Source organism: Amycolatopsis sp. NPDC033938 (assembly GCF_055575975.1).
The window spans coordinates 644293-663499 of sequence record NZ_JBVIRO010000003.1 but is presented as its reverse complement, the minus strand read 5'-3'; the positions used below and the strand labels follow the sequence as shown (position 1 = coordinate 663499).

Annotated in this window: 8 protein-coding genes; 5 read left to right on the top strand and 3 right to left on the bottom strand. The window is 69.9% G+C overall.

The genetic code is table 11. The annotated features are described in order from the left end of the window. Nucleotides 1-41 precede the first annotated feature (41 nt). On the top strand, nt 42-10172 hold the full coding sequence (locus tag ACZ5ZX_RS12675) for a Tc toxin subunit A-related protein (RefSeq protein ID WP_465502130.1): 10131 nt from the start codon (nt 42-44) through the stop codon (nt 10170-10172). A 35-nt stretch (nt 10173-10207) separates the two neighbouring features. Next, nucleotides 10208-11335 carry a hypothetical protein gene (locus ACZ5ZX_RS12670; RefSeq protein ID WP_465502129.1) on the top strand — a complete coding sequence of 376 codons (1128 nt, stop codon included), beginning with the start codon at nt 10208-10210 and terminating at the stop codon, nt 11333-11335. 138 nt (nt 11336-11473) lie between these two features. Here the strand turns inward: ACZ5ZX_RS12670 and ACZ5ZX_RS12665 are convergent, their stop codons facing one another. Next, complete coding sequence (locus ACZ5ZX_RS12665; RefSeq protein ID WP_465502128.1) at nt 11474-12862, bottom strand: KamA family radical SAM protein; 1389 nt, start codon at nt 12860-12862, stop codon at nt 11474-11476. Nucleotides 12863-12946: 84 nt separating this feature from the next. Continuing rightward, complete coding sequence (locus ACZ5ZX_RS12660) at nt 12947-14341, bottom strand: hypothetical protein (protein ID WP_465502127.1); 1395 nt, start codon at nt 14339-14341, stop codon at nt 12947-12949. Between the two features lie 52 nt (nt 14342-14393). Here ACZ5ZX_RS12660 and ACZ5ZX_RS12655 point away from each other — a divergent pair, with 52 nt between their 5' ends. The 3 genes from ACZ5ZX_RS12655 to ACZ5ZX_RS12645 are packed head-to-tail and all read left to right on the top strand — an operon-like array spanning nt 14394 to nt 18430. After that, on the top strand, nt 14394-16004 hold the full coding sequence (locus tag ACZ5ZX_RS12655) for an amidohydrolase (RefSeq protein WP_465502126.1): 1611 nt from the start codon (nt 14394-14396) through the stop codon (nt 16002-16004). A 9-nt stretch (nt 16005-16013) separates the two neighbouring features. After that, complete coding sequence (lnt, locus tag ACZ5ZX_RS12650; RefSeq protein ID WP_465502125.1) at nt 16014-17636, top strand: apolipoprotein N-acyltransferase; 1623 nt, start codon at nt 16014-16016, stop codon at nt 17634-17636. 26 nt (nt 17637-17662) lie between these two features. Then, the gene (locus ACZ5ZX_RS12645; protein ID WP_465502124.1) at nt 17663-18430 is read left to right on the top strand and encodes a polyprenol monophosphomannose synthase; all 768 of its coding nucleotides are present in this window, start codon (nt 17663-17665) and stop codon (nt 18428-18430) included. Here the strand turns inward: ACZ5ZX_RS12645 and ACZ5ZX_RS12640 are convergent. After that, on the bottom strand, nt 18384-19181 hold the full coding sequence (locus ACZ5ZX_RS12640) for a DeoR/GlpR family DNA-binding transcription regulator (protein ID WP_465502175.1): 798 nt from the start codon (nt 19179-19181) through the stop codon (nt 18384-18386). The two genes, ACZ5ZX_RS12645 and ACZ5ZX_RS12640, sit on opposite strands and share 47 nt — an antisense overlap. Between the last annotated feature and the right edge of the window lie 26 nt (nt 19182-19207).

The following is a 19207-nucleotide window of genomic DNA, read 5'->3' as shown; positions in this document are numbered from 1 at the left end:
GAAGTATAGATCGAAGCTCGACGCGATGGGGAGTCCGAACCATGCCTGACCTGATCATCGTCAAACTCCATCCGACGCAGCCGGTGACGGCGTCGGCGTTCAGGCAGGCGCTGAGCGGGCTCACCGTCACCGCCTTCGACCTGACCTTCGGCGACAGCACGACCGGCGTGCCGCTCGGGACGGCGAAGGGGCTGGCGGATCCGCACATCCCACCCGGCGGACTGAACCCGGTCGACAACAGCGTCGATCTCACCACCACACAGATCGTCCAGCATTACGCGGACACCACCGTCACCATCACGCCGCACACCGTGATCCGGTCGCTGCTGTCGGCCGCGACCGCGGTGATCGTGGTGAATCCGCCGTCTCCGCATCCGGAGTATCCGCGGGCGAACACCTACGACCTCCGGCTGGAGTTGAGCCGCGACGGCACGCCGATCATCGACCGTACGATCGACTTCAACATCGCTGTGGTCACCATCGCGGCTCTGTCGAACGACCAGCGCGACTATCTCGCCATGGCGGCGTCGGCCTACGCGACGTTGCCGACGAACCAGGGCAAGTCCCGAGTGGAGGTTCCCCAGGACGGGACCGCCCCGCCGTTCGGGCCGTTGATCACCGCGGTGGACGAGGTACTCGCCAAGGATCCTGCCGACGGCCGCAAGCTCGCCGATCGGGGCCAGCTCACCGCCGCGCAAAGCCTTCAGATCGCCTCGGAACTGGTCTGGGACCGGGCCGTCTACCCGCCGCCTGCCGAACCTCGCCCGCTCGGAGTGCTCTACACCAAGCCGGACGACAAGGACCTCGACCAGAATATCGACAGTGACAGGAAGAAGTTCGAGGGGCAGCTGACCGGCTACCACGCGACGCACGACGCCGAAGCGGCGCGGCTGGCGAAATTCGTCTACTCGGCTTCGGCCGCGGTCCAATGTGAGCGGCTCAGTGCCGGGGGCACGGTGGTGAAGGGCGGGCCGTCCGGGCAGGATCTGGTGGGCGCGCCGCTGGCGGTCTTCCCGTTCCCCGTCATCGCGGGCGACGCCGCTCCGCTGGACACGGCCGTCATCCTCAGGCCCGCCACGCCGACCATCACCGGCCTGTTCGTCGTCCCCGCCGCCTATTTCTACGCGCTGGCGGTGGCACTTCCGGTCCAGGTCGGCATCGGGCAGCGGTACGACATGGCGCGGTTCGACACCGAGCCGAAGGTGCTGCAGGAGCTCCAAACCGCGATCGACGCGGGTTCGGTCCTCGCCGCCGAGAAACCGGCGACCTCGCCGTCCGGTGCGACCGTGACCCCCGCGCAGGCGGCCCGGCGGTTGCACGCGCTCGGCACCATCGCCGGTTCGCTGCCCGAGGTCGCCTTCAACCAGCAGACCTCGGCGTTCAAGGTGCTGGTGACCGACTGGCTCGGGAGTACCCTCGCCACTCCCGAGCTGGACCAGAAGTTCTGGAAGCCAGAGATCCAGGCCCAAGCCCAGGCGTACCTCGACCTCGTCCTCCAGGTGGTCACGCAGAGCTTCGCCCCGCTGATCACCGAGATCACCACGCCCGCCAGGCAGATCACCTCGGTGGACAAGCTGGTCAAGCTGACCGACCAGGACTGGCGTGCGCTGTTCGGCCTGCCCGTGCCGAAACTTGAGCTGCTGCCACCGTTCACGCAGCCGGGCACACCCGCGCAACGGGTCGAGGCGTTCATCCGGCACCTGCGCAAGTTCTTCACCGTGCCACCGGGAATAGTCCCCGCCGCGGACACGGCGCCGTCCGGGCCGCCCTCGCTCGGAGTGTCCACTGTGGATGTCTTCGCGCGATTCGCGAGCGCCTACGCCGCACACGGAGGTGGCGCGTTCTCCTTCACCGGCCCTCGCGACACGGCCGCGTCGGCGGCGGCCGTCGTGGACACCTTCCCGGACGACGCGGACGCTCAGGCGTGGCTGACCGAGACGCTCGACCTCATCCAGGTGCTCTACGAACTGAGCGCACCCGCGGACCCCGAGCTGCGCTTCTCCGTGATGGAGGCCTTGTACGCGAGAGGTTTCGTCAGTAAGGCGAGTGTCCAAGCACCGACCCCGGACGACTTCGCCGCGGCCCTGACCGGCACCGTCGCCTACCCGCTCGCCTCGGCCATCCAGACGGTGGCAGGCGGCTCCACCGCGCCCGACCCGGTCGAGCCGGGGACCTTCCGCCCGGTCGACCCCGATGGCTCGCTCACTGATTGCCTCCCGCCGTCGCACCTCTCGCCGTTCGGGCCGGTCGCGTACCTGCACGAACTGCTGCTCGCCTCCGCCGCCTCCACGCCCAGCCATCCGACGGTGCCCGACGCCCCCTCACCGCTGGGCACGCTCGTCGCCTCGCGGCGTGGCTCCCTCGGTGAACTCCACGCGACGCACGCCAACACCGAAACGCCGCTTCCCGCGCTGGATCTGGTCAACGAAAGCCTCGAAGTACTGACCGCCGCGGTGGCGAAGGGTGACCCGGTCGCGGGCGGCGCGGTGCACGACACGGCGTCCGACGAGCTCGCCGGGCACTCGCTGCGCCGGGCAGGTGCTCCGGACGGGCACGACCCGGCCACGTTGTTCGCCGCGATCCCGCAGCACTCCTCGCCGGCGTCCGTCGACGTCCCTGCCGCCGGAGTGGGCGCGTATACCGCACTGCGCAAGGACTTCACCGCGCCGATCCTGCCCTACGATCAGCCACTGGACGTGAATCGCTCGTACCTCGGGGAGCTGCGGACCAGCCGTTTCTCGGCGATGCGGCACTTCCGCCGCAAGATCACCGAGTTCGTGCTGGACCCGGTGCACGAACCGGCAGGGTTCGACGCCACCGTCTGGCGTTACCCCGTCCGCTTCGACGTCGCCCTCGAGTACCTCGGTGTCTCGGCCGAGGAGTACGACGTACTGTTCGCGCACGACCTCGGCGAGAAAGCGGCCGAGGGAAGGCCCGCACTGCACGAGGTGTACGGGTTCACCTCGGCCACAGTGGACCGTCGATCGTGGACGGTCGTGGTGACCCGCGTCGGCGAATTCCTTCGCCGGACCGGGCTGTCGTACTGCGAGTTCCTCGACCTCCAGCAGTCCGGATTCGTCGACTTCACGCGCGCCCGCTCGAACGGCCGCACCGGCGGCGAAGACGAAGGAGGTCACGGCGGCTTCCCCGAATGCGAGCCGTGCGACCTCGACGATCTCCGCATCTCCTTCGGCGAACAGAACACGGCGACCGCACTGCGCGAGCTCGTCGTGTTCATCCGGCTGTGGCGGCACGCCCGTGACCACGGGATCACCTTCGCCCAGCTGGCCGACTACGCCGCCGTCCTGCGCCTGTTCGACGCCGCCGCGCACGTGAACCCGGACTTTCTCCGCCAGCTCGTCGCGGTGCTGCTGCTGGTGCGGGACTTGCGGCTCCGGTTCGCCGGACGTCTTCCGCTGCTGTCGCTGTGGGAGTCCGCCGATCCGGTGGAACGTGCTGCCGCCGTCACGTTCCTGCTCGACGCCGTCGAGGACCACGCAGAGCAACGGTTCCACTGTCGCCACAGGGAACCGGAGTTCCTGAAGGTGATCGCCGAGAACCTCGACCGGCTTTCGGTGCTGGCCGGATTCGACCCCGCCTCGCCGGACGACACGTGGTCCGCGCGTCCGACGCATACGCTGCGGTTCGTCGAGATCCTGGGAAAGGTTTACGCTTCGGACTTCTCGGTCGGCGAGATCCTGTTCCTGTTCACCACGGGGGAGCACCTCGACGGCGACGATCCGTTTCCCCTGGAAGACCGCATCGAGTCGGTGGACGACCCGCTGTCGCTGCCCGAAGCCGGACAGACCGACGGCGACGGCGAGTTCTCGCTCTGGGCCCTGCGCCGCGCGCTGCTGGCCGTCGAGGTCAGTGAGCAGGAGGCCGAAAGCTGGAGCTGGCAACGGATCGTCGCGTCGCTTCGTGAACAGTTCGGCTACGGCCAGGACGGCTCCACCGACCGGCTGCTCGACCTCGGCAAGCACTTCTTCGCCGCCGAACTGCGCCGGTGCGGTCAGTCGGTGGAACCGCGCGACCGCCAATACCGCGTCTCGCTGCCCGCGGCCGACACCTCGCCTCGGATGTGGATCGCGCCACCGGACGGGCCGTTCGGCTACGACGAGAGCACCGAGGAGCTCTGGACTCGCCTTCCCCTGACCGATTCGGCGGTGATCGAGCGGCTGGGCGAGTTGCGGCCGCTGCGTGAACACGAGCAGACCGCGGTCCGTGACCTGTACTTCTCACCCCGCGCGGCCTTGGCGCCCTTCGCGGCGTTGTTCGGGAACTTCGACCACGCCGTCGACCGGTTGGTCCAGGAGCCGGACGAGCACGAGCGGTTCGCCTTCTTCCGGCGCGAGTTCGCGTTGTTCCACCGTCGCTGCGGGGTCATCGCCGCGCACCTGGCGTCCCACGTCGGCGCGGCGACCGGGGCGCAGCCCGGCGAACAGGACAGCGCGGCCGCGTGGCGGCTGCTTCGGACGCTGCTCGCGGACGAGAACTTCGCGCTCACACCGTGGGAGGACGACTCCGGTGAGCCACCCGCGACCCGTTGGGGTCCGTTGCCGAGCGGCGGGGCGTTCGCCGCGCTGCTCGGGCTCACCGGTACTGGACTGCTCGGCGAGTTCGAGGTCCGCGGTTCCGATGGGGGAGACGGCGAACTGGTGTGGCGGGAGACCCGTGGTCCGCTCAGCGCGTTCGGAGGTGTCCGTGACTCCCTCAACGCGCCGGTGCCGACCGTGCTGCCCGCGCTGGACTTCGAGCTGACGCCTGAGCAGCTGCGGTTCGTCGGCATCCGCAACGGGTTCGCGCTGCGCGACAGCACGGGTGATCCGCTCGGCGGCGCGCAGCCGTTCACCGTGACCTGGTCCGGGGTGTTGCTGATCGAGGAACGCGGCGAGTACCGCTTCCACGCGGCTCTGCCGTCCGACTGCGACGCCCGGCACAACCGCTGGCGGGTCACCCTGGGCCGTGGACAGAAGACGTGGACGATCCTCAACCACCGACGGCCCGGCGAGCACGCACCGGCGGACCACTCCGTACCGGTGTCGCTGCGTCGCGGCGCCTACCGCATCACCGTGGAGTTCGAACAGACCGAGCCGGACTTCTCGCGCCCCGAGGACGACTGCGCCGCCCGTACCGGCTTCGAGTTGAAGTACTCCGGGCCGGACAGCGGCGGCGAGCCCGTGGCCCTGCCGTTCGACCGGCTCTTCCGCGACACCAAGGACGCGAGTCTCGGGGCCGGCATCGTACGACGTCACCCGACCACCGCCGCCGACCTGGCCATCGGCGGTGAGGAAGAAGCCGCCGCCTACCTCGTCGAGCACTACCCGCCCACCCTTCGTGACATGCGGCGCACCTACCAGCGGGCGTTCAAGGCACTGCTGTTCACCGAGCGGTTCCGCCTGTCCGCGCATCCGGTCGCCGGGTACCGGCAGTCCGAGCTCGGCTTCCTCCTCGATCACCCGAAGGCGTTCGAGGGCACCTCTCACTACCGGACAGGCGCGACGTCGTTCGCGACGCACCACGCGTGGTTCGCCCCGAACCTGCTGCCGGTGTCGGATCCCTACCCGCCGGAGACACTCCACCCGCGTGAGTCGGCGCCTGCCGACCAGCGGTCCGCGCCGAGCCCCCGGCGTCAGGCTGCGCTGTTCGACTGGTGGGAACGCGTCTTCGATTACACCCGTCTGCGGGCGGAGACCGAACGGGCGCTGGAGCGGCCGCCATGGCTGCTGTTCGCGGACGTCCTGGAGCAGCAGCCGGACAACCCCGCGGAACTGTTGCGGCACCTCGGCGTCGACCTGCGGCACGCCCCGCTGGTGCTCAACTACTTCGACCCGGACAGCACCCCGCCGATCCACCCGGTCGGCCTGCCCGGCAGCGACGAGCTGGCCGACGAGCGCTGGGCCGTGCGGGTCTGGCATGCCGAGAGCTGGGTGCGCAGGCTGCGCCGGCATTTCGTGCCCGCGGACATCTCCTTCGCCCGTCCCGCGTTGTGGGCGGCGGACGATCCGTCCGCCGAACTGGACGCTCCACCGCTGGTCTCCCCGCCCCGTTCCGGCAACGCTGACCTGACCCGGTTCGTGCAGGACGGCTACCTCGAACGCGGCGAGCCCCGCCGCTACGACAACCTCGAACAGCTCAACAACGGCCTGCGGGAACGGGCGCGGGAGGCGCTGCTGGCGTATCTGTGCGGGATGTCCCGGGTGCCGTTGCCGTGGGCCGCCGTCCGGTTCGCCACCGAGCCCGGTGACCTGTCCGACCTGCTGCTGGTGGACGTCCAGTGTGGAATCGCGCAGCGGGCCACGCGGATCGAGGACGCCGCCACCGCCGTGCAGACGTTCGTGCAGCGGGCTCGGCTCGGGCTCGAATCCACGTTCGCCGTGACGCCGAGGTTCACCGCCGTGTGGGAACACCGGTTCGGCACGTTCCGTACCTGGACGGCGGCGCGACGCCGGGAGATCTACCGGGAGAACTGGATCGAGTGGGACGACCTGCGAGTGGCCCGGCGTTCGGAGGCGTTCCGGTTCCTGGAGGACGAGCTGCGCCGGACCGCGCTGACCGTGCCCGTCCCCGGTGGGCTCGAGTGGTGGCCGAAGACCGTCGCTCACCGTCCGCCGGCCCAACCGGGGCTGCTCGCGCGGCAGGCGCTGGAACCGGCGCAGATCCGGCTTCAGCGCACCGCGCCGGAAGGGCTCGGACTGCTCGGGGCGCCCGAGCACGGTGCACGGCCGTCCTGGCTCGCGCCAGTGTCGTTTCTCCTCGCGGGCCAGGACGATGACGACGTTCCCCAGGCGGCCACCAAACGCAAGACCGCTGCCGCCGGCAAGAAGGCGTCCGCAGCGCGCGCGACCACCAAAGTGTCGAGAGTGGACACTGCACAAGAGACGGTCACGGCCCGGCTTCCGTTGTGGCTGCGCGCCGCCGAAGGGCTGGGCTCGGGGTTCGTCCGGCTCGCCGCCGCGGGACTGCCCGCGGCGGCGGCCCGGTTCGAGCCGCGTGCGGACCTCGGTACCCCCGACACCCCGCCGGAGGTCGACGAGTACTACTTCTGGATCGCCGGTTCCGGCTTCTTCGCCGACACGGGCGCCGTGCAGAACGCGGACGCCGGGATCGTCGTGGCCGCCGACCGGAGCCGGACCGACGAGCAGACCTCGGATTGGCATCGCCAGGACAAGGTGCCCGGTCTGCTGAACTGGGAGCCGGAACCGCTGGTGCACCTGTACTGGTCCCGCTACCACCACGGCGAGTTCGAGCCACCGCGACGTTCGCCGGAAGGGCTGTTCGTCGTCGGCGACCCCACCGACGGGTCACTCCGGCTGAAGTTCGACGGCCGCACCGGCGACTCGCTGCGGTTCGAGGTCACCGACCTCACCGGTACGCGGAACGTCGGTGTCAAGCCGGTCGGCTATGGCGAGTACCCGGACGCGCCACTTCCCGGGTTCCGTTACGACCTGGCGGCGGACTCCGCGGTCGTCCTGCCGCTGGTGGCGAAACCGACGTCCACCCCGGCACCGCACTTCGGTCTCGCGGCGTACCCGTTCTTCGCGTACGTCTCGCCCGGCGCCCGGCTTCTCCCGCCGTCGATGCACTCCGTGGCGTCGACCGTGGCGGCCACGCTGCGCACGCACGGCGGGTTCGAAGCGGCGTTGCGGTGGTACGAGCTGGCGTACGCGCCGTTGGTGCGCGACAACGCCTGGACACCGGACGAGGACGACGGCCGGGCACGCGACCGCGCGATCCTGCTCTCCTACCTCGAAACCCTCCTCAAGTGGGGAGAAACGTTGCTGTGCCGTAACTCGGCGGAGGCGAGCAGGCAGGCGGCCGTGGTGTTCGAGTCGCTGCGCCGTCTGCTCGGCGCGGGTCCGCGGCTGGTGGAGGAGCACGACGACGGCGGCGCCCCGCAGCGGGTCGCGTCCTTCGTCCCGTCGCCCGCGCCCCTCAACCCGAGGCTGGTCTCGCTGTACGAAAGGTCAGCGGACCGGCTCGCCGCCGTGCGGTACGCGCTCGACGGCAAGCGGCTGCGTAGCCGGAAACAGTTGTCGGACAACGAGTTCTGGGGTGAGGACGCGCTTCGGGACGGCTGGCGGGAGACCCCGGGCGTCGGTGACGGGGACTGTGACGGCGACCGCGAATGCCTGTGCTGTGCCACGCCGTATCGGTTCACCTACCTGATCGGCAAGGCCATCGAGCTGGCGAGCGAGGTCCGCGGCCTCGGCGCCGAACTGCTGTCGGCGTACGAAAAGGGCGACGCCGAAGCACTCGCCACCCTGCGCTCCGGCCACGAGCGTCAACTGCTGGAGCTGGCTTCGCAGACCCGCCAGTTCCAGTGGCGGGAGGCGGAGTGGCAGGTCCAGGCGCTGGGCAAGACCAAGGAAGGCGCACTGACCCGCCTGCGGTACTTCCAGCAACTCATCGTGCGGGGGCTGAACGCGGGAGAGACCGGGTATGAGGCGCTGACCGGCGTATCGACGATCTCGCGCACCGCGGGCAACGTGTCGGAGGCCATCGCGCAGGGCATCGGGCTGATCCCGGACATCCACATCGGCGTCGCCGGGCTCGGGCCGCTGGAAGCCAACCAGCTGCCGATCGGCACCAAACTCGCGAACGCCACCTTCGCCACCGCCGCGCGGATCATGAACGCGCTCGCCGATATCGCCAACACCACCGCGGGCTTGAACCTCACCGAGGCGGGCTGGCAGCGGCGGCTGGAGGAGTGGCAGCACCAGGTCGACGTCATCACCATCGAGATCGACCAGATCGAACGCCAGATCCTGGCCGCCGAACGGCGTCGCGACGCGGCGCTCCGGGACCTCAACAGCCATCGACGTCAGGTCGAGCATTCAGCGGAGGTGCAGGACTTCCTGCGCGACAAGTTCACCAGCGGTGAGCTCTACACCTACCTTCAGGCCGAGACCGCGGCACTGCACCGGGAACTGTACGAGCTGGCATGGCGCGCCGGACGACAGGCACAACGCGCCTTCAACAACGAGCGTGGCCACCTCACCAGGAAGTTCCTTCCCGAGCGCACCTGGGACACCCTGCACGAGGACCTGCTGGCGGGGGAGCGGCTCCAGGTGGCCCTGCGGCAGATGGAGCTGGCCTACACCGACGTCAACTGCCGCGAGTACGAGCTGACCAAACACGTCTCGCTGCGGCTGGACTTCCCGGCGGCGTTCCTGCGCATCCAGACCACCGGGTCGGCCGAGATCGAGATCCCGGAATGGATGTTCGACCTCGACTACCCCGGCCACTATCTGCGCCGGATCAAGAACGTCACGCTCAGCATCCCCTGCGTGGTCGGCCCGTACATCGGCGTTCACTGCCGCCTCACCTTGCTCAGCAGCACCACCCGCGTCGACCCGCGGCTGAGCGGCCCGGTGGCGTGCTGCTGCGGGGCAGGAGAGGACGGGTGCCGGTGCGGTGCGGGCTACCGGCCGATCCCCGGTGACCCCCGGCTGGTGCACGGGTTCGCCGCCACCGAGGCCATCGCGACGTCGAGCGGGCAGAACGATTCCGGGCTGTTCGAGCTGAACTTCCGGGACGAACGGTACTTGCCCTTCGAGTTCGCCGGCGCGGTCAGCCGGTGGCGGATCGAGCTGCCGCCGGACAACAACCGGTTCGACTTCGACACCCTCGGCGACGTCGTCCTGCATCTCAACTACACCGCGCGGGAGGGAGGCGACGTCCTGCGCGAGGCGGCGAACGACTGCGCTCAACGGCACCTGCCCGGTGCCGGAGCACGGCTGTTCGATATCCGCCACGACTTCCCGGACGACTGGTACCGGCTCATCGACCAAGCGCCCGGCGGAAAGCACCTGCTGCCGCTGAAGCTCGGCCGCGAGCACTTCCCGTTCCTGCCTGGCCGCCGTGAGCCGCGGGTCACCCGGCTGGAACTGTTCGCGGAGCTGGAGCACCCGAGCGACCGGGGTGAGCTGCCTGTCCGGTTCGTCGCGGAGCACGAACGCCGGCATGAGGGCGGGGAGGTGTGCCGCTGCGCCGGGCGTGACCTCCACTGCGTGGCGAGCGCCGAGTGGCCGGCGCTGTTCCACGGCGTCCTGGACGTCTCGCTGCGGCTGCCGCACCGGAGCCGCGTGGACGAGGAACTGGGAGTGTTCAGGTTCCCGGATGTCCGGCTCGCACGGGCGTTCCTGATCTGCCACTACCAGCTGGACTGACTGGCCAGAACCCTCAGGGGTTTAAGGTGAGCCAGATGGAGCCACTGACCGCGATCGCCGCGATCGCCGCGAAATACGGCGCTTCCCAGCTGGTCGGGGCGCTCACCGGGAACGACGATCTCGGCGGGCTGGCTTCGGAACTGCTGGGCGAATTGGTGGCCAGCGAAGATCGCTTGAGCGAGCAGCTGGCCGCCATCGGCAGTCAGCTCGAAGAGTTGCTCGACCAGCGGTACACGACCGCGTTGGCAGCCGGGCAGCGGGCGCTGCGCGACGCCGGCACCGCGCCCGAGCCGAACTCGCGCGCCGCCGAGCTGACCCGCGCGCGTGACTGGTTCCGCGAGGCCGCCGCGGCCGCTTCGGCCAAGTCCCCGCTGCAGATCGCGGTGGCCGAGCGGTACGTGGCGCTGTGCTCCCTGTCCGCCGGCCGTCCCGACGCCGTGCCCGCGGCGCTGAGCACGTTGAACGGCGCGGCGTTCCGGGCGCTGACCACGTCGCTTCCGCTCTTCGGCCCCAAAGCCTATGAGCAGGCCCGCAGCCAGCTCTCCCGGTCGAGCCGGCTGGGCCTGCGGAGCAGGCGCGAGGAGCGGATCGACGAGCTGGGCAGCGACCTCGTCGACGCGGTTGACGGCGTGGTGGACCTTTCCCTCAACCTGCTTGCCGAATCCGAGGCCCTCGCGCGCGGGCTCGGTCAGGACCGCGGGCCGGAAGCCGACGTGGACCTGCTCTTGCCCGCGGGCTACGAAGACGACGAGCGGCTGGACAGGACCGCGCAGGTGGTCGTCCGGCCGACCGCGCCCGGACCACTGCGGTTCGGCCCGTTGACAGTCGTCTTCGGCGGGATCAAGCCGGCTTCGGGTAGGCCGTCCGGTTTCGAAGTGGAAGTGCTCGTCCGGTCGGATTTTCCCGTGTCGCCCACGCTGATCGTGTCGTTGCGGCCCGGGCTGGTGCTGGCGGACGAGGTGCTGCTCGAGGTGATGCCCGGTCAGCCGGCGTTCACCGGTGTCGCCAGCGGCATGCTCGCCGCGAACCTGCAGGAGGTCCGGCTGTCCTACTTCCACCCGGACAGGTTCGTCGACGAGTGGACGGTGAACATCAACAATGTGCTGATCTTCCAGTCGTCGGGTCGCCGGCTGCTCGATCTGGACGCGGGAACGGCTCGCTGACGACGGTCCGTGCATGAAGGAATCGGGACATCGAGCGTCCCGATTCCTTCATGCACAACCCGAGGTCACCGAGAAGGCCTTCAGGGCACGCCTTTTTGCCGAACCGGACTCACCGGATCATGTGCGTGCTCGAAATAGTCAGCGCGGTTGGTCGCGCCACCAGCGCTGGCCGGATTCGGGAAGGGTGGAGATCGGGTCGTAGTACGGGTACCGCCGCTGCAAGGCTTCCGGGTCTTCGTGCTCGATCCCGGTCCGGTAGTTCTTGGTCCAGTAGGAAATGCCCAACTCGCGGTCGTATTCGGCGAGCTGGTGCACCCAGCGCTTGCCGACATAAGGCACGTCGCACACGATTCGCGGAGTGGCGTAGCCGGGCAGGTAGCCCATGATCGCGTGCTGCAGTTCCTGTGCCTCGTGCACGGAAACCCGCCAATGTTCGGCATTGGGGATCATGTCGCACATGTAGAAGTAGTACGGCAGGATGTTCGCTTCGCCCTGCAGCGCGAAGCACAGATCCAGCAGTTCGCCCGGGGTGGCGTTGACGCCCTTCATCAGCACGCCCTGGTTGCGCACGTCGCGGACGCCGACGTCGAGCGCGGTCCTGGCGGCTTCCGCGACCAGCGGGGTGACCGACTGGGCGTGGTTGACGTGGGTGTGGATGGCGAGGTTGACGCCGCGGCGCTGCGCGGTGCCGGCGACGCGCTCGAGGCCTTCGACGACCTTCGGCTGGATCCAGTGTTGCGGCAGGGCGGCGAGCGCCTTGGTCGCGAGCCGGATGTCGCGGACGGTGTCGATGTCCATCAGCCGCATGAGGAACGACTCCAGCTGCGGCCACGGCACGTTGGCGACGTCGCCGCCCGAGACCACGACGTCCCGCACGCCGGGCGTCTTCTTGAGGTAGTCGATCATCGCGTCCTGGCGGTCGACCGGCTTGAGCGAGAGCTTGTGCTTCTCGATCTGTTCGGTCGAGTTGCCGACGAGGTCCATCCGGGTGCAGTGCCCGCAGTACTGGGGGCAGGTCGAGATCATCTCGGCGAGGACCTTGGTGGGGTAGCGGTGGGTCAGCCCCTCCACCACCCACATCTCGGCCTCGTGCAGTGAGTCGCGCTCGGAGTGCGGGTGGCTCGGCCATTCGGTGTCGCGGTCGCTGCGCACCGGAAGCATGTAGCGGCGGATCGGGTCGGCGTACCAGGCCTCGGTGACCTTCGCCGGGTCGGTACCCGCGTTGGGTGCCATCGTGTTGATCATCTGGGGCGGCAGCAGCATCGACATCGTGGCCATCTCGCGCTGGTCGGCGAGCATGTCCTCGTAGAAGCGCTCCTCGAGCAGGTCGCCCATCAGGGCACGCAGCTGCTTGGCGTTACGGATGCAGTGCACTCGCTGCCACTGCGCGTCTCGCCACTCTGCCTCGGTCACGTCGTGCCAGCCGGGGAAGCGGCGCCAGTCGGGTTCGATCAGTTCGACTCGGGTGTAGTCGTAGGGCTGATCGTAGGCGGCCACCGGCGAGGTCGGTTGCTGGATCGCAGTCACTTGTACTCCTCGTCGTCGGAAACGCGTGAAAATATCCTGTCACATCGTTCCGAAGACGTAAATATTCCTGCCAATCGTGGAGTGTCAGCCGGTGGCCGTCTCCGCCGGTGATCGGGTGCGCAGGTGCTCGAAGGCGGCCACGCCCGCGACCAGCACGGCGGCGAGGAACAGCAGGCCCGCCGAGAAACCGAGGTGGTGGACCGGCTGAAGCACAGTCGGCGTCTCGTCCTGGTCGCGCGCCTGGAGCGCGAGCATCGCCGCGGCGCCACCGAAGACCAGGACGGAAGCCAGCGGCCCGAGAGCGGGCATGACGGCGTTGTGCTCGGCGAGCCGGGGCCCAGTCGTGACGATCACGGCGACGACGGTGGCGCACAGCAGCGCCAGCAGCAGCGCGCCGGGGATCACCGCCTCGTGGTCGATCAGCTTCTCCGGCACTCCACCGGTCCCCAGATCCAGGACCGCCAGCGCGAGAGCGGACAGCACCGCCCCGCCAACGGCGAATCCGACCCGCCACCGTGACGCTCCCGCCAGGCAGCCGGCGGCGACGCCCACCGCGGCGGCCAGCCAGCTCAGCACCGGCTGGAACGCCACGGAGTACACGGCCAGCAGCAGCGGCGCCATCGCGCCCACCTGCGCACTCGCCGACGTCACCGCGGCGAAGAACGCCCGCGAACCGGACACCGCACAGGCGATGACCCCGCCGACGAGCACGACCACACCGCCGATCGCCACGGTGACGTCCGGATGCCTGGCGATCGACGCGGCGGAGACGTCGAGCACCCTGCTCACCGTCTCGACGTCGATCAGGTGCGCGGCCATCGGCAGCAGCACCGCCAGCACCGCGGCGACACCGAAGCGTGCCGACAGCGGACGCGGCGCCGGCCACTCCGGATCCTGGGCGCGTGCACCACGGGTGAGCACCGCCAGCACCGCTCCGGCCAGGCTCAGCGCCGTGAGGACCAGATGCCAGACCAGGCCGCCGGTCGCGAGCATGAGCCAGGACGCGCCCGCCAGGCTCGCGGCGAACAACTGGGCCCCCACGGCGAGCCCCATGAGCACGAGCCCGGCGGTCCTGGCGCCACGCCGCAGGAGGTCCTGCGCGGCCGCGAGCACGGCCAGCAGCACCACCGGCGGACCGGCCAACGCGACGGTCACCAGCGACGGATGAGCGCCCAGCTCCGGAACCAGGTGCACCACGGCGGTCGGCGAGGACAGGACGACTCCCGCCACCAGCAGCCACGGCCACCACCGGGTGAGGAACACGGCCGCGAGCACTGCGGCCACCGGCAGCAGCGAGGGCACGACCAGCTCCGACGGCCACTTCGACGGCGCGGCCAAGGCGATCAACGGCCGCAGGATCGCGGTGTCACGGACCGCGGTGAAAACGACCACCGCCCCGAGTCCCAGGGCCGCGGACAGAGTGGTCCCGACGACGGCACGATCGGCTGCTGACTTGGTGTATCGGGCTCCCCAGCTCATTTCACCGACCCTAACCACATCGTGATCACCCGCACGCTGCAAACTCGGAAGCGTGACCAACGTGCGAACCACACTCCTGCTCGGCGGGCGGATCTACAGCCCGTCCGCGCCCGATGCCACCGCCATGGCGATCACGGACGGCACCGTGGTCTGGGTGGGGCAGGACGGCCCGGCCAAGGCACTGCATCCCGACGCCGAGACGGTCGACCTCGACGGCGCCTTCGTCGCACCCGCGTTCGTCGACGCGCACGTCCACGCCACCGCGACCGGGCTGCACCTCACCGGGTTGAACCTCGCGAACATCCGCGGCGCCGCCGAACTGCTGGCCGCGGTCCGTGACGCCGTGCGACCCGGCCAGGTGCTCGTCGCGCACGGCTGGGACGAGTCACGCTGGGCCGACGGCAGGCTGCCCAGCCGCGCGGAGATCGACGAGGCCGCGAGCGGAACCCCGGTGTACCTGAGCCGCGTCGACGTCCACTCCGCGCTCGTTTCCAGCGCTCTCGTCGCCCTCGCGCCCGGCATACACGACGCGGCGGGCTGGTCGGCCGACGGACCGCTGACCCGCGACGCGCACCACCGCGTCCGCGCCGCGATGCGCGAGGCGATCACCCCCGGCCAGCGCCGCGACGCCCAGCGGGCGTTCCTCGCCGAAGCCGCCGCGCGGGGTGTCGTCAGCGTCCACGAATGCGCCGGCCCGGACATCTCCGGCGCCGAAGACCTCACCGATCTGCTCACCCTCGCCGCCGGACCGGGACTGCCGGAGGTCGTCGGCTACTGGGGCGAGCGCGGCGGAATCGACCGCGCCCGTGCGCTGGGCGCCAGGGGTGTGGCGGGTGACCTGTTCGTCGACGGCGCCCTCGGCTCCCGCACCGCCGCCCTGCACCAGCCCTACGCCGACGCGCACGGCACCTCCGGGACGCTCTACCTCGACGCCCCCGCCATCGCCGAGCACGTCGCCGCCTGCACCGAGGCCGGTTTACAGGCCGGGTTCCACGTCATCGGCGACGCCGCCGTCGCCGAGGTCGTCGAAGGGTTCCGTCTCGCGGAGAAGACCGTCGGCCAACGCGCGCTCGCGGCCCGGCACCACCGGCTCGAACACGTCGAGATGATCGACGCCGAGCAGGCGCGGGCGCTCGCGGGCTGGGGTGTGGTCGCCTCCGTGCAGCCGCAGTTCGACGCGGAATGGGGTGGCGCGCACGGCATGTACACCGACCGTCTCGGTGCCGAACGGGCCGCGAAACTCAACCCGTTCTCCGCGATGGCCGCCGAAGGGCTCCTGCTCGCGTTCGGCTCCGACGCCCCGGTCACGCCGGTCGACCCGTGGGCAGGAGTCCGCGCCGGGACCTACCACCGGACCCCCGGCTCTGGACTGTCCGCTCGCGCGTCCTTCACCGCGCACACCCGTGCCGGGCACCGCGCCGCCGGGGTCAACGACGGCGTCACCGGCAGCCTGGTCCCGGGCGCTCCCGCGCACTACGCGGTGTGGGACGCCACGGACCTGGTCGTCGCGACGCCGGACTCGCGCGTGCAGCGCTGGTCGACCGACCCGCGGGCGGGCGTGCCCCCGCTGCCGAACCTCGAAGAAGGCGCCCCGCTGCCGCGTTGCCTGCGCACGGTCCGCGACGGACAGGTCATCCACGACGCGTTCACCCGCACGGCCTAGGGTTCAGGAGTGTCCACGACCGTGACCGATCCGGATCCCGAGGCGGCGCCCCGGAAGCGGTTCTCCCGCGCCTGGCTCGTGCGTTTCCTCATCGCCGCGGCGTCGGGTTTCACGCTGTACCTGAGTTTCGCGCCACGCCCGCTGTGGTGGCTCGCGCCGCTGGCGTTCACCGGTTTCGCGCTGGTGGTGCACGGACGCCGGTTCCGCGGCGCGTTCGGCTACGCGTTCGTGTTCGGGGTGGCGTTCTTCCTGCCGCTTCTGACCTGGCTGCAGGACTTCCTCGGCCCGGATTTCGGTCCGTGGCCGTGGCTCGGGCTGGCGATGGCGCTGTCGGTGTATCTCGGTTTCGGCGGGGCTTTCGCCACCGTCGTGTGGAGGCTGCCGCTCGGGCCGCTGTGGGCGGCGGCGGTGATCATCGCGCTGGAGACACCGCGCGCGTGGTTCCCCTTCGGCGGGTTCCCGTGGGGCCGTGTCGCGTTCAGCCAACCCGAAGGTGCCTTTCTCTCGCTGGCTTCGGTGGGTGGCGCTCCGCTGGTCGGTTTCGCCGTCGTGCTCACCGGGTTCGGCCTCGCCGCCGTCTGCTTGCGCGTGAAGGACTCCTTCCCTCGGCTCAGCGCAGGGAAGGAGTCCTTCACGCGACATTCGATCATCGCTCCGGCGATCTTGACGCTGGTGCCGGTGGTGGCCGGTCTCGCGGTGTGGCCGACGATCGGCACCGAGGCACAGGACGGCGAACTCTCCGTCGCCACGGTGCAGGGCAACGCCCCCGACATCGGGCTGGCGCTGGAAGGCCGCCGCAACGAGCTCCGCGACAACCATCTCGCCGAGAGCGCCCGGCTGCTCGAACGGCTCAAGGCGAGCAACACCAAGGTTGATCTGCTGATCTGGCCCGAGACCGCGATGGCGATGAAGACCGGCGACGCCGGCGTCGACCAGATGGTCCGGGACTACGGGACACAGGCGATCATCGGCGCGCTCGTCCGGATGCCCGACGGCACGGCGCAGAACTCCGCGCTCGTCTGGGATCCGGTCACTGGCCCCGGTCAGCGTTACGCCAAGCAGCAACTGGTCCCGTTCGGTGAGTACGTCCCCGCCCGTGAGCTCGCGAAGCTGGTGACGCCGTTCGTCGACAGCGTCGCGAACATGACCCCGGGTGACGGCGCCAACGCCGCCCTGTCGGTCGCGGGCACCAAGGTCGGGGTCTTCATCTGCTACGAGACCGCGTTCGACTACCCGGGCAGGGAATCGGTCGCCGATGGTGCCGAACTGCTCGTCGTGCCGACCAACAACGCCTGGTACGGACCGGGGGAGATGAGCTATCAGCAGCTGGCGATGTCGCGGCTGCGGGCGGTCGAGCACGGCCGCTCCGTGATCGTCTCCGCCACCAGCGGAGTCAGCGCGATTGTCGCGCCTGACGGTTCGATCATGGCCTCCACCAGCCTGTTCACCGCAGATTCCCTGGTGGGGCGCGTACCGCTGAGGCAGCAGACTACGCTGTCGGATCTACTCGGTGTGACGACGGAGTACGGACTGCTGGCCCTGGCGATCGCCGGGATTACCGGCGGGTACGTGCTCCGTTTCCGCACCCGGCGCGCGAGCGCCGCCAAGGCAACGAGGGAAGCGGCGGGCTGACCCGCCGGAACACGGAGGAAAAGCGGATGGCGCAGGCGCCGCGGGGGGCCCAGGGAATCGACCCGGTGCTGGTGGTGATCCCGACGTACAACGAGCGGGAGAACATCGGCCCGATCCTGGAACGCCTGCTCAAGGCACTCCCGGACGTGAACGCCCTCGTCGTCGACGACGGCAGCCCGGACGGGACCGGCGACGTCGCCGACGAGCTCGCGAAGGCCGACGAGCGGATCCAGGTCATGCACCGGACCGAGAAGGCGGGTCTGGGCGCCGCGTACGTCGCGGGCTTCCGCTGGGGTCTCTCCCGCGAGTACGCCACCATCGTCGAGATGGACGCCGACGGCTCGCACGCGCCGGAGGATCTGCCCCGGGTACTGGCGGCGCTCGAGGACGCGGACCTGTCCATCGGCTCCCGTTATGTTCCCGGCGGCAGCACGGTGAACTGGCCGTTCCAGCGCAAGGCGCTGTCGTGGGTGGCGAACTTCTACGCGCGGATCGCGCTCGGCACGAAGATCAACGACATCACCGCGGGTTTCCGCGCGTACCGCCGGTCGGTGCTGGAGAAGCTCCCGCTCGACGAGATCGCCTCGCGCGGCTACTGCTTCCAGATCGATCTGGCGTTCCGGACGAAGCTCGCCGGGTTCGAGGTGGTCGAGGTGCCGATCACCTTCACCGAGCGGGAGATCGGCCAGTCGAAGATGAGCGGTTCGGTCGTGCGTGAGGCCATCGTCCTGGTCGGTATGTGGGGTATCAAGCGTCGCTGGCAGCAGCTTCGCGGGCTGGCCAAGAAGGGCTGACGCCGAGCACGCTCACCCCGAGCTTCCCCAGCTCCTTCACCGTCGGTTCGTCCGGCGCCGCGTCGGTGATCACGCCCGCGACGTCGGACAGGGGGAGCACGGTGAACGGCGACGCCGCCCCGATCTTCTCGGAGCTGGCCAGCACGTAGGTGTCGGCGGCGCGGGTGGCGAGGGTGCGTTTCATCGCGGCCTCGTCGGCGTCGCCGGTGGTGAGCCCGGTCTCGGGGTGCACGCCGGTGACGCCGAGGAAGAACAGATCGGCGTTGACCAGCATCGCCGCCTCCGCCGCGGCCGCCCCGCAGGTGACGGCGGAGTGTTTGAAGAGCCGTCCGCCGATCAGGAACACCTCGGCCTTCGGATGCGTGACGAGCGCGGCCGCAACGGTGGGACTGTGCGTGACGATGGTCGCTTCGAGATCGACCGGGAGCGCCTTCGCCAGCGCGAGCGCGGTCGTGCCGCCGTCGAGGATGACGGTCGACCCCAGCCGGATCAACGCTGCTGCACGTTTCGCGATGCGTTCCTTGCCCGCGACACTGACCGCCATCCGCGTCGCGTAGTCCGCGGTGGCGGGGGAAACCGGCAAAGCTCCGCCATAGACCCGTTGGCAAAGTCCGGCGTCCGCGAGATCCCGCAGGTCACGGCGGATACTGTCCTCTGATATGCCGAGTTCGGCGGCGAGATCCTTGGCCACGATCCGGCCTTCGGTCTTCAGGCGTTCGAGCAGCAGGTCTCGGCGTTGCGCAGCCAGCATGTGCACGTTCCTCCTTGTTCTTGCCG

Coding starts and splice junctions, on each gene's coding strand:
- ACZ5ZX_RS12675 (WP_465502130.1), top strand. CDS start 42: ATGCCTGACCTGATCATCGTCAAACTCCATCCGACGCAGCCGGTGACG.
- ACZ5ZX_RS12670 (WP_465502129.1), top strand. CDS start 10,208: ATGGAGCCACTGACCGCGATCGCCGCGATCGCCGCGAAATACGGCGCT.
- ACZ5ZX_RS12660 (WP_465502127.1), bottom strand. CDS start 14,341: ATGAGCTGGGGAGCCCGATACACCAAGTCAGCAGCCGATCGTGCCGTC.
- ACZ5ZX_RS12645 (WP_465502124.1), top strand. CDS start 17,663: ATGGCGCAGGCGCCGCGGGGGGCCCAGGGAATCGACCCGGTGCTGGTG.
- ACZ5ZX_RS12640 (WP_465502175.1), bottom strand. CDS start 19,181: ATGCTGGCTGCGCAACGCCGAGACCTGCTGCTCGAACGCCTGAAGACC.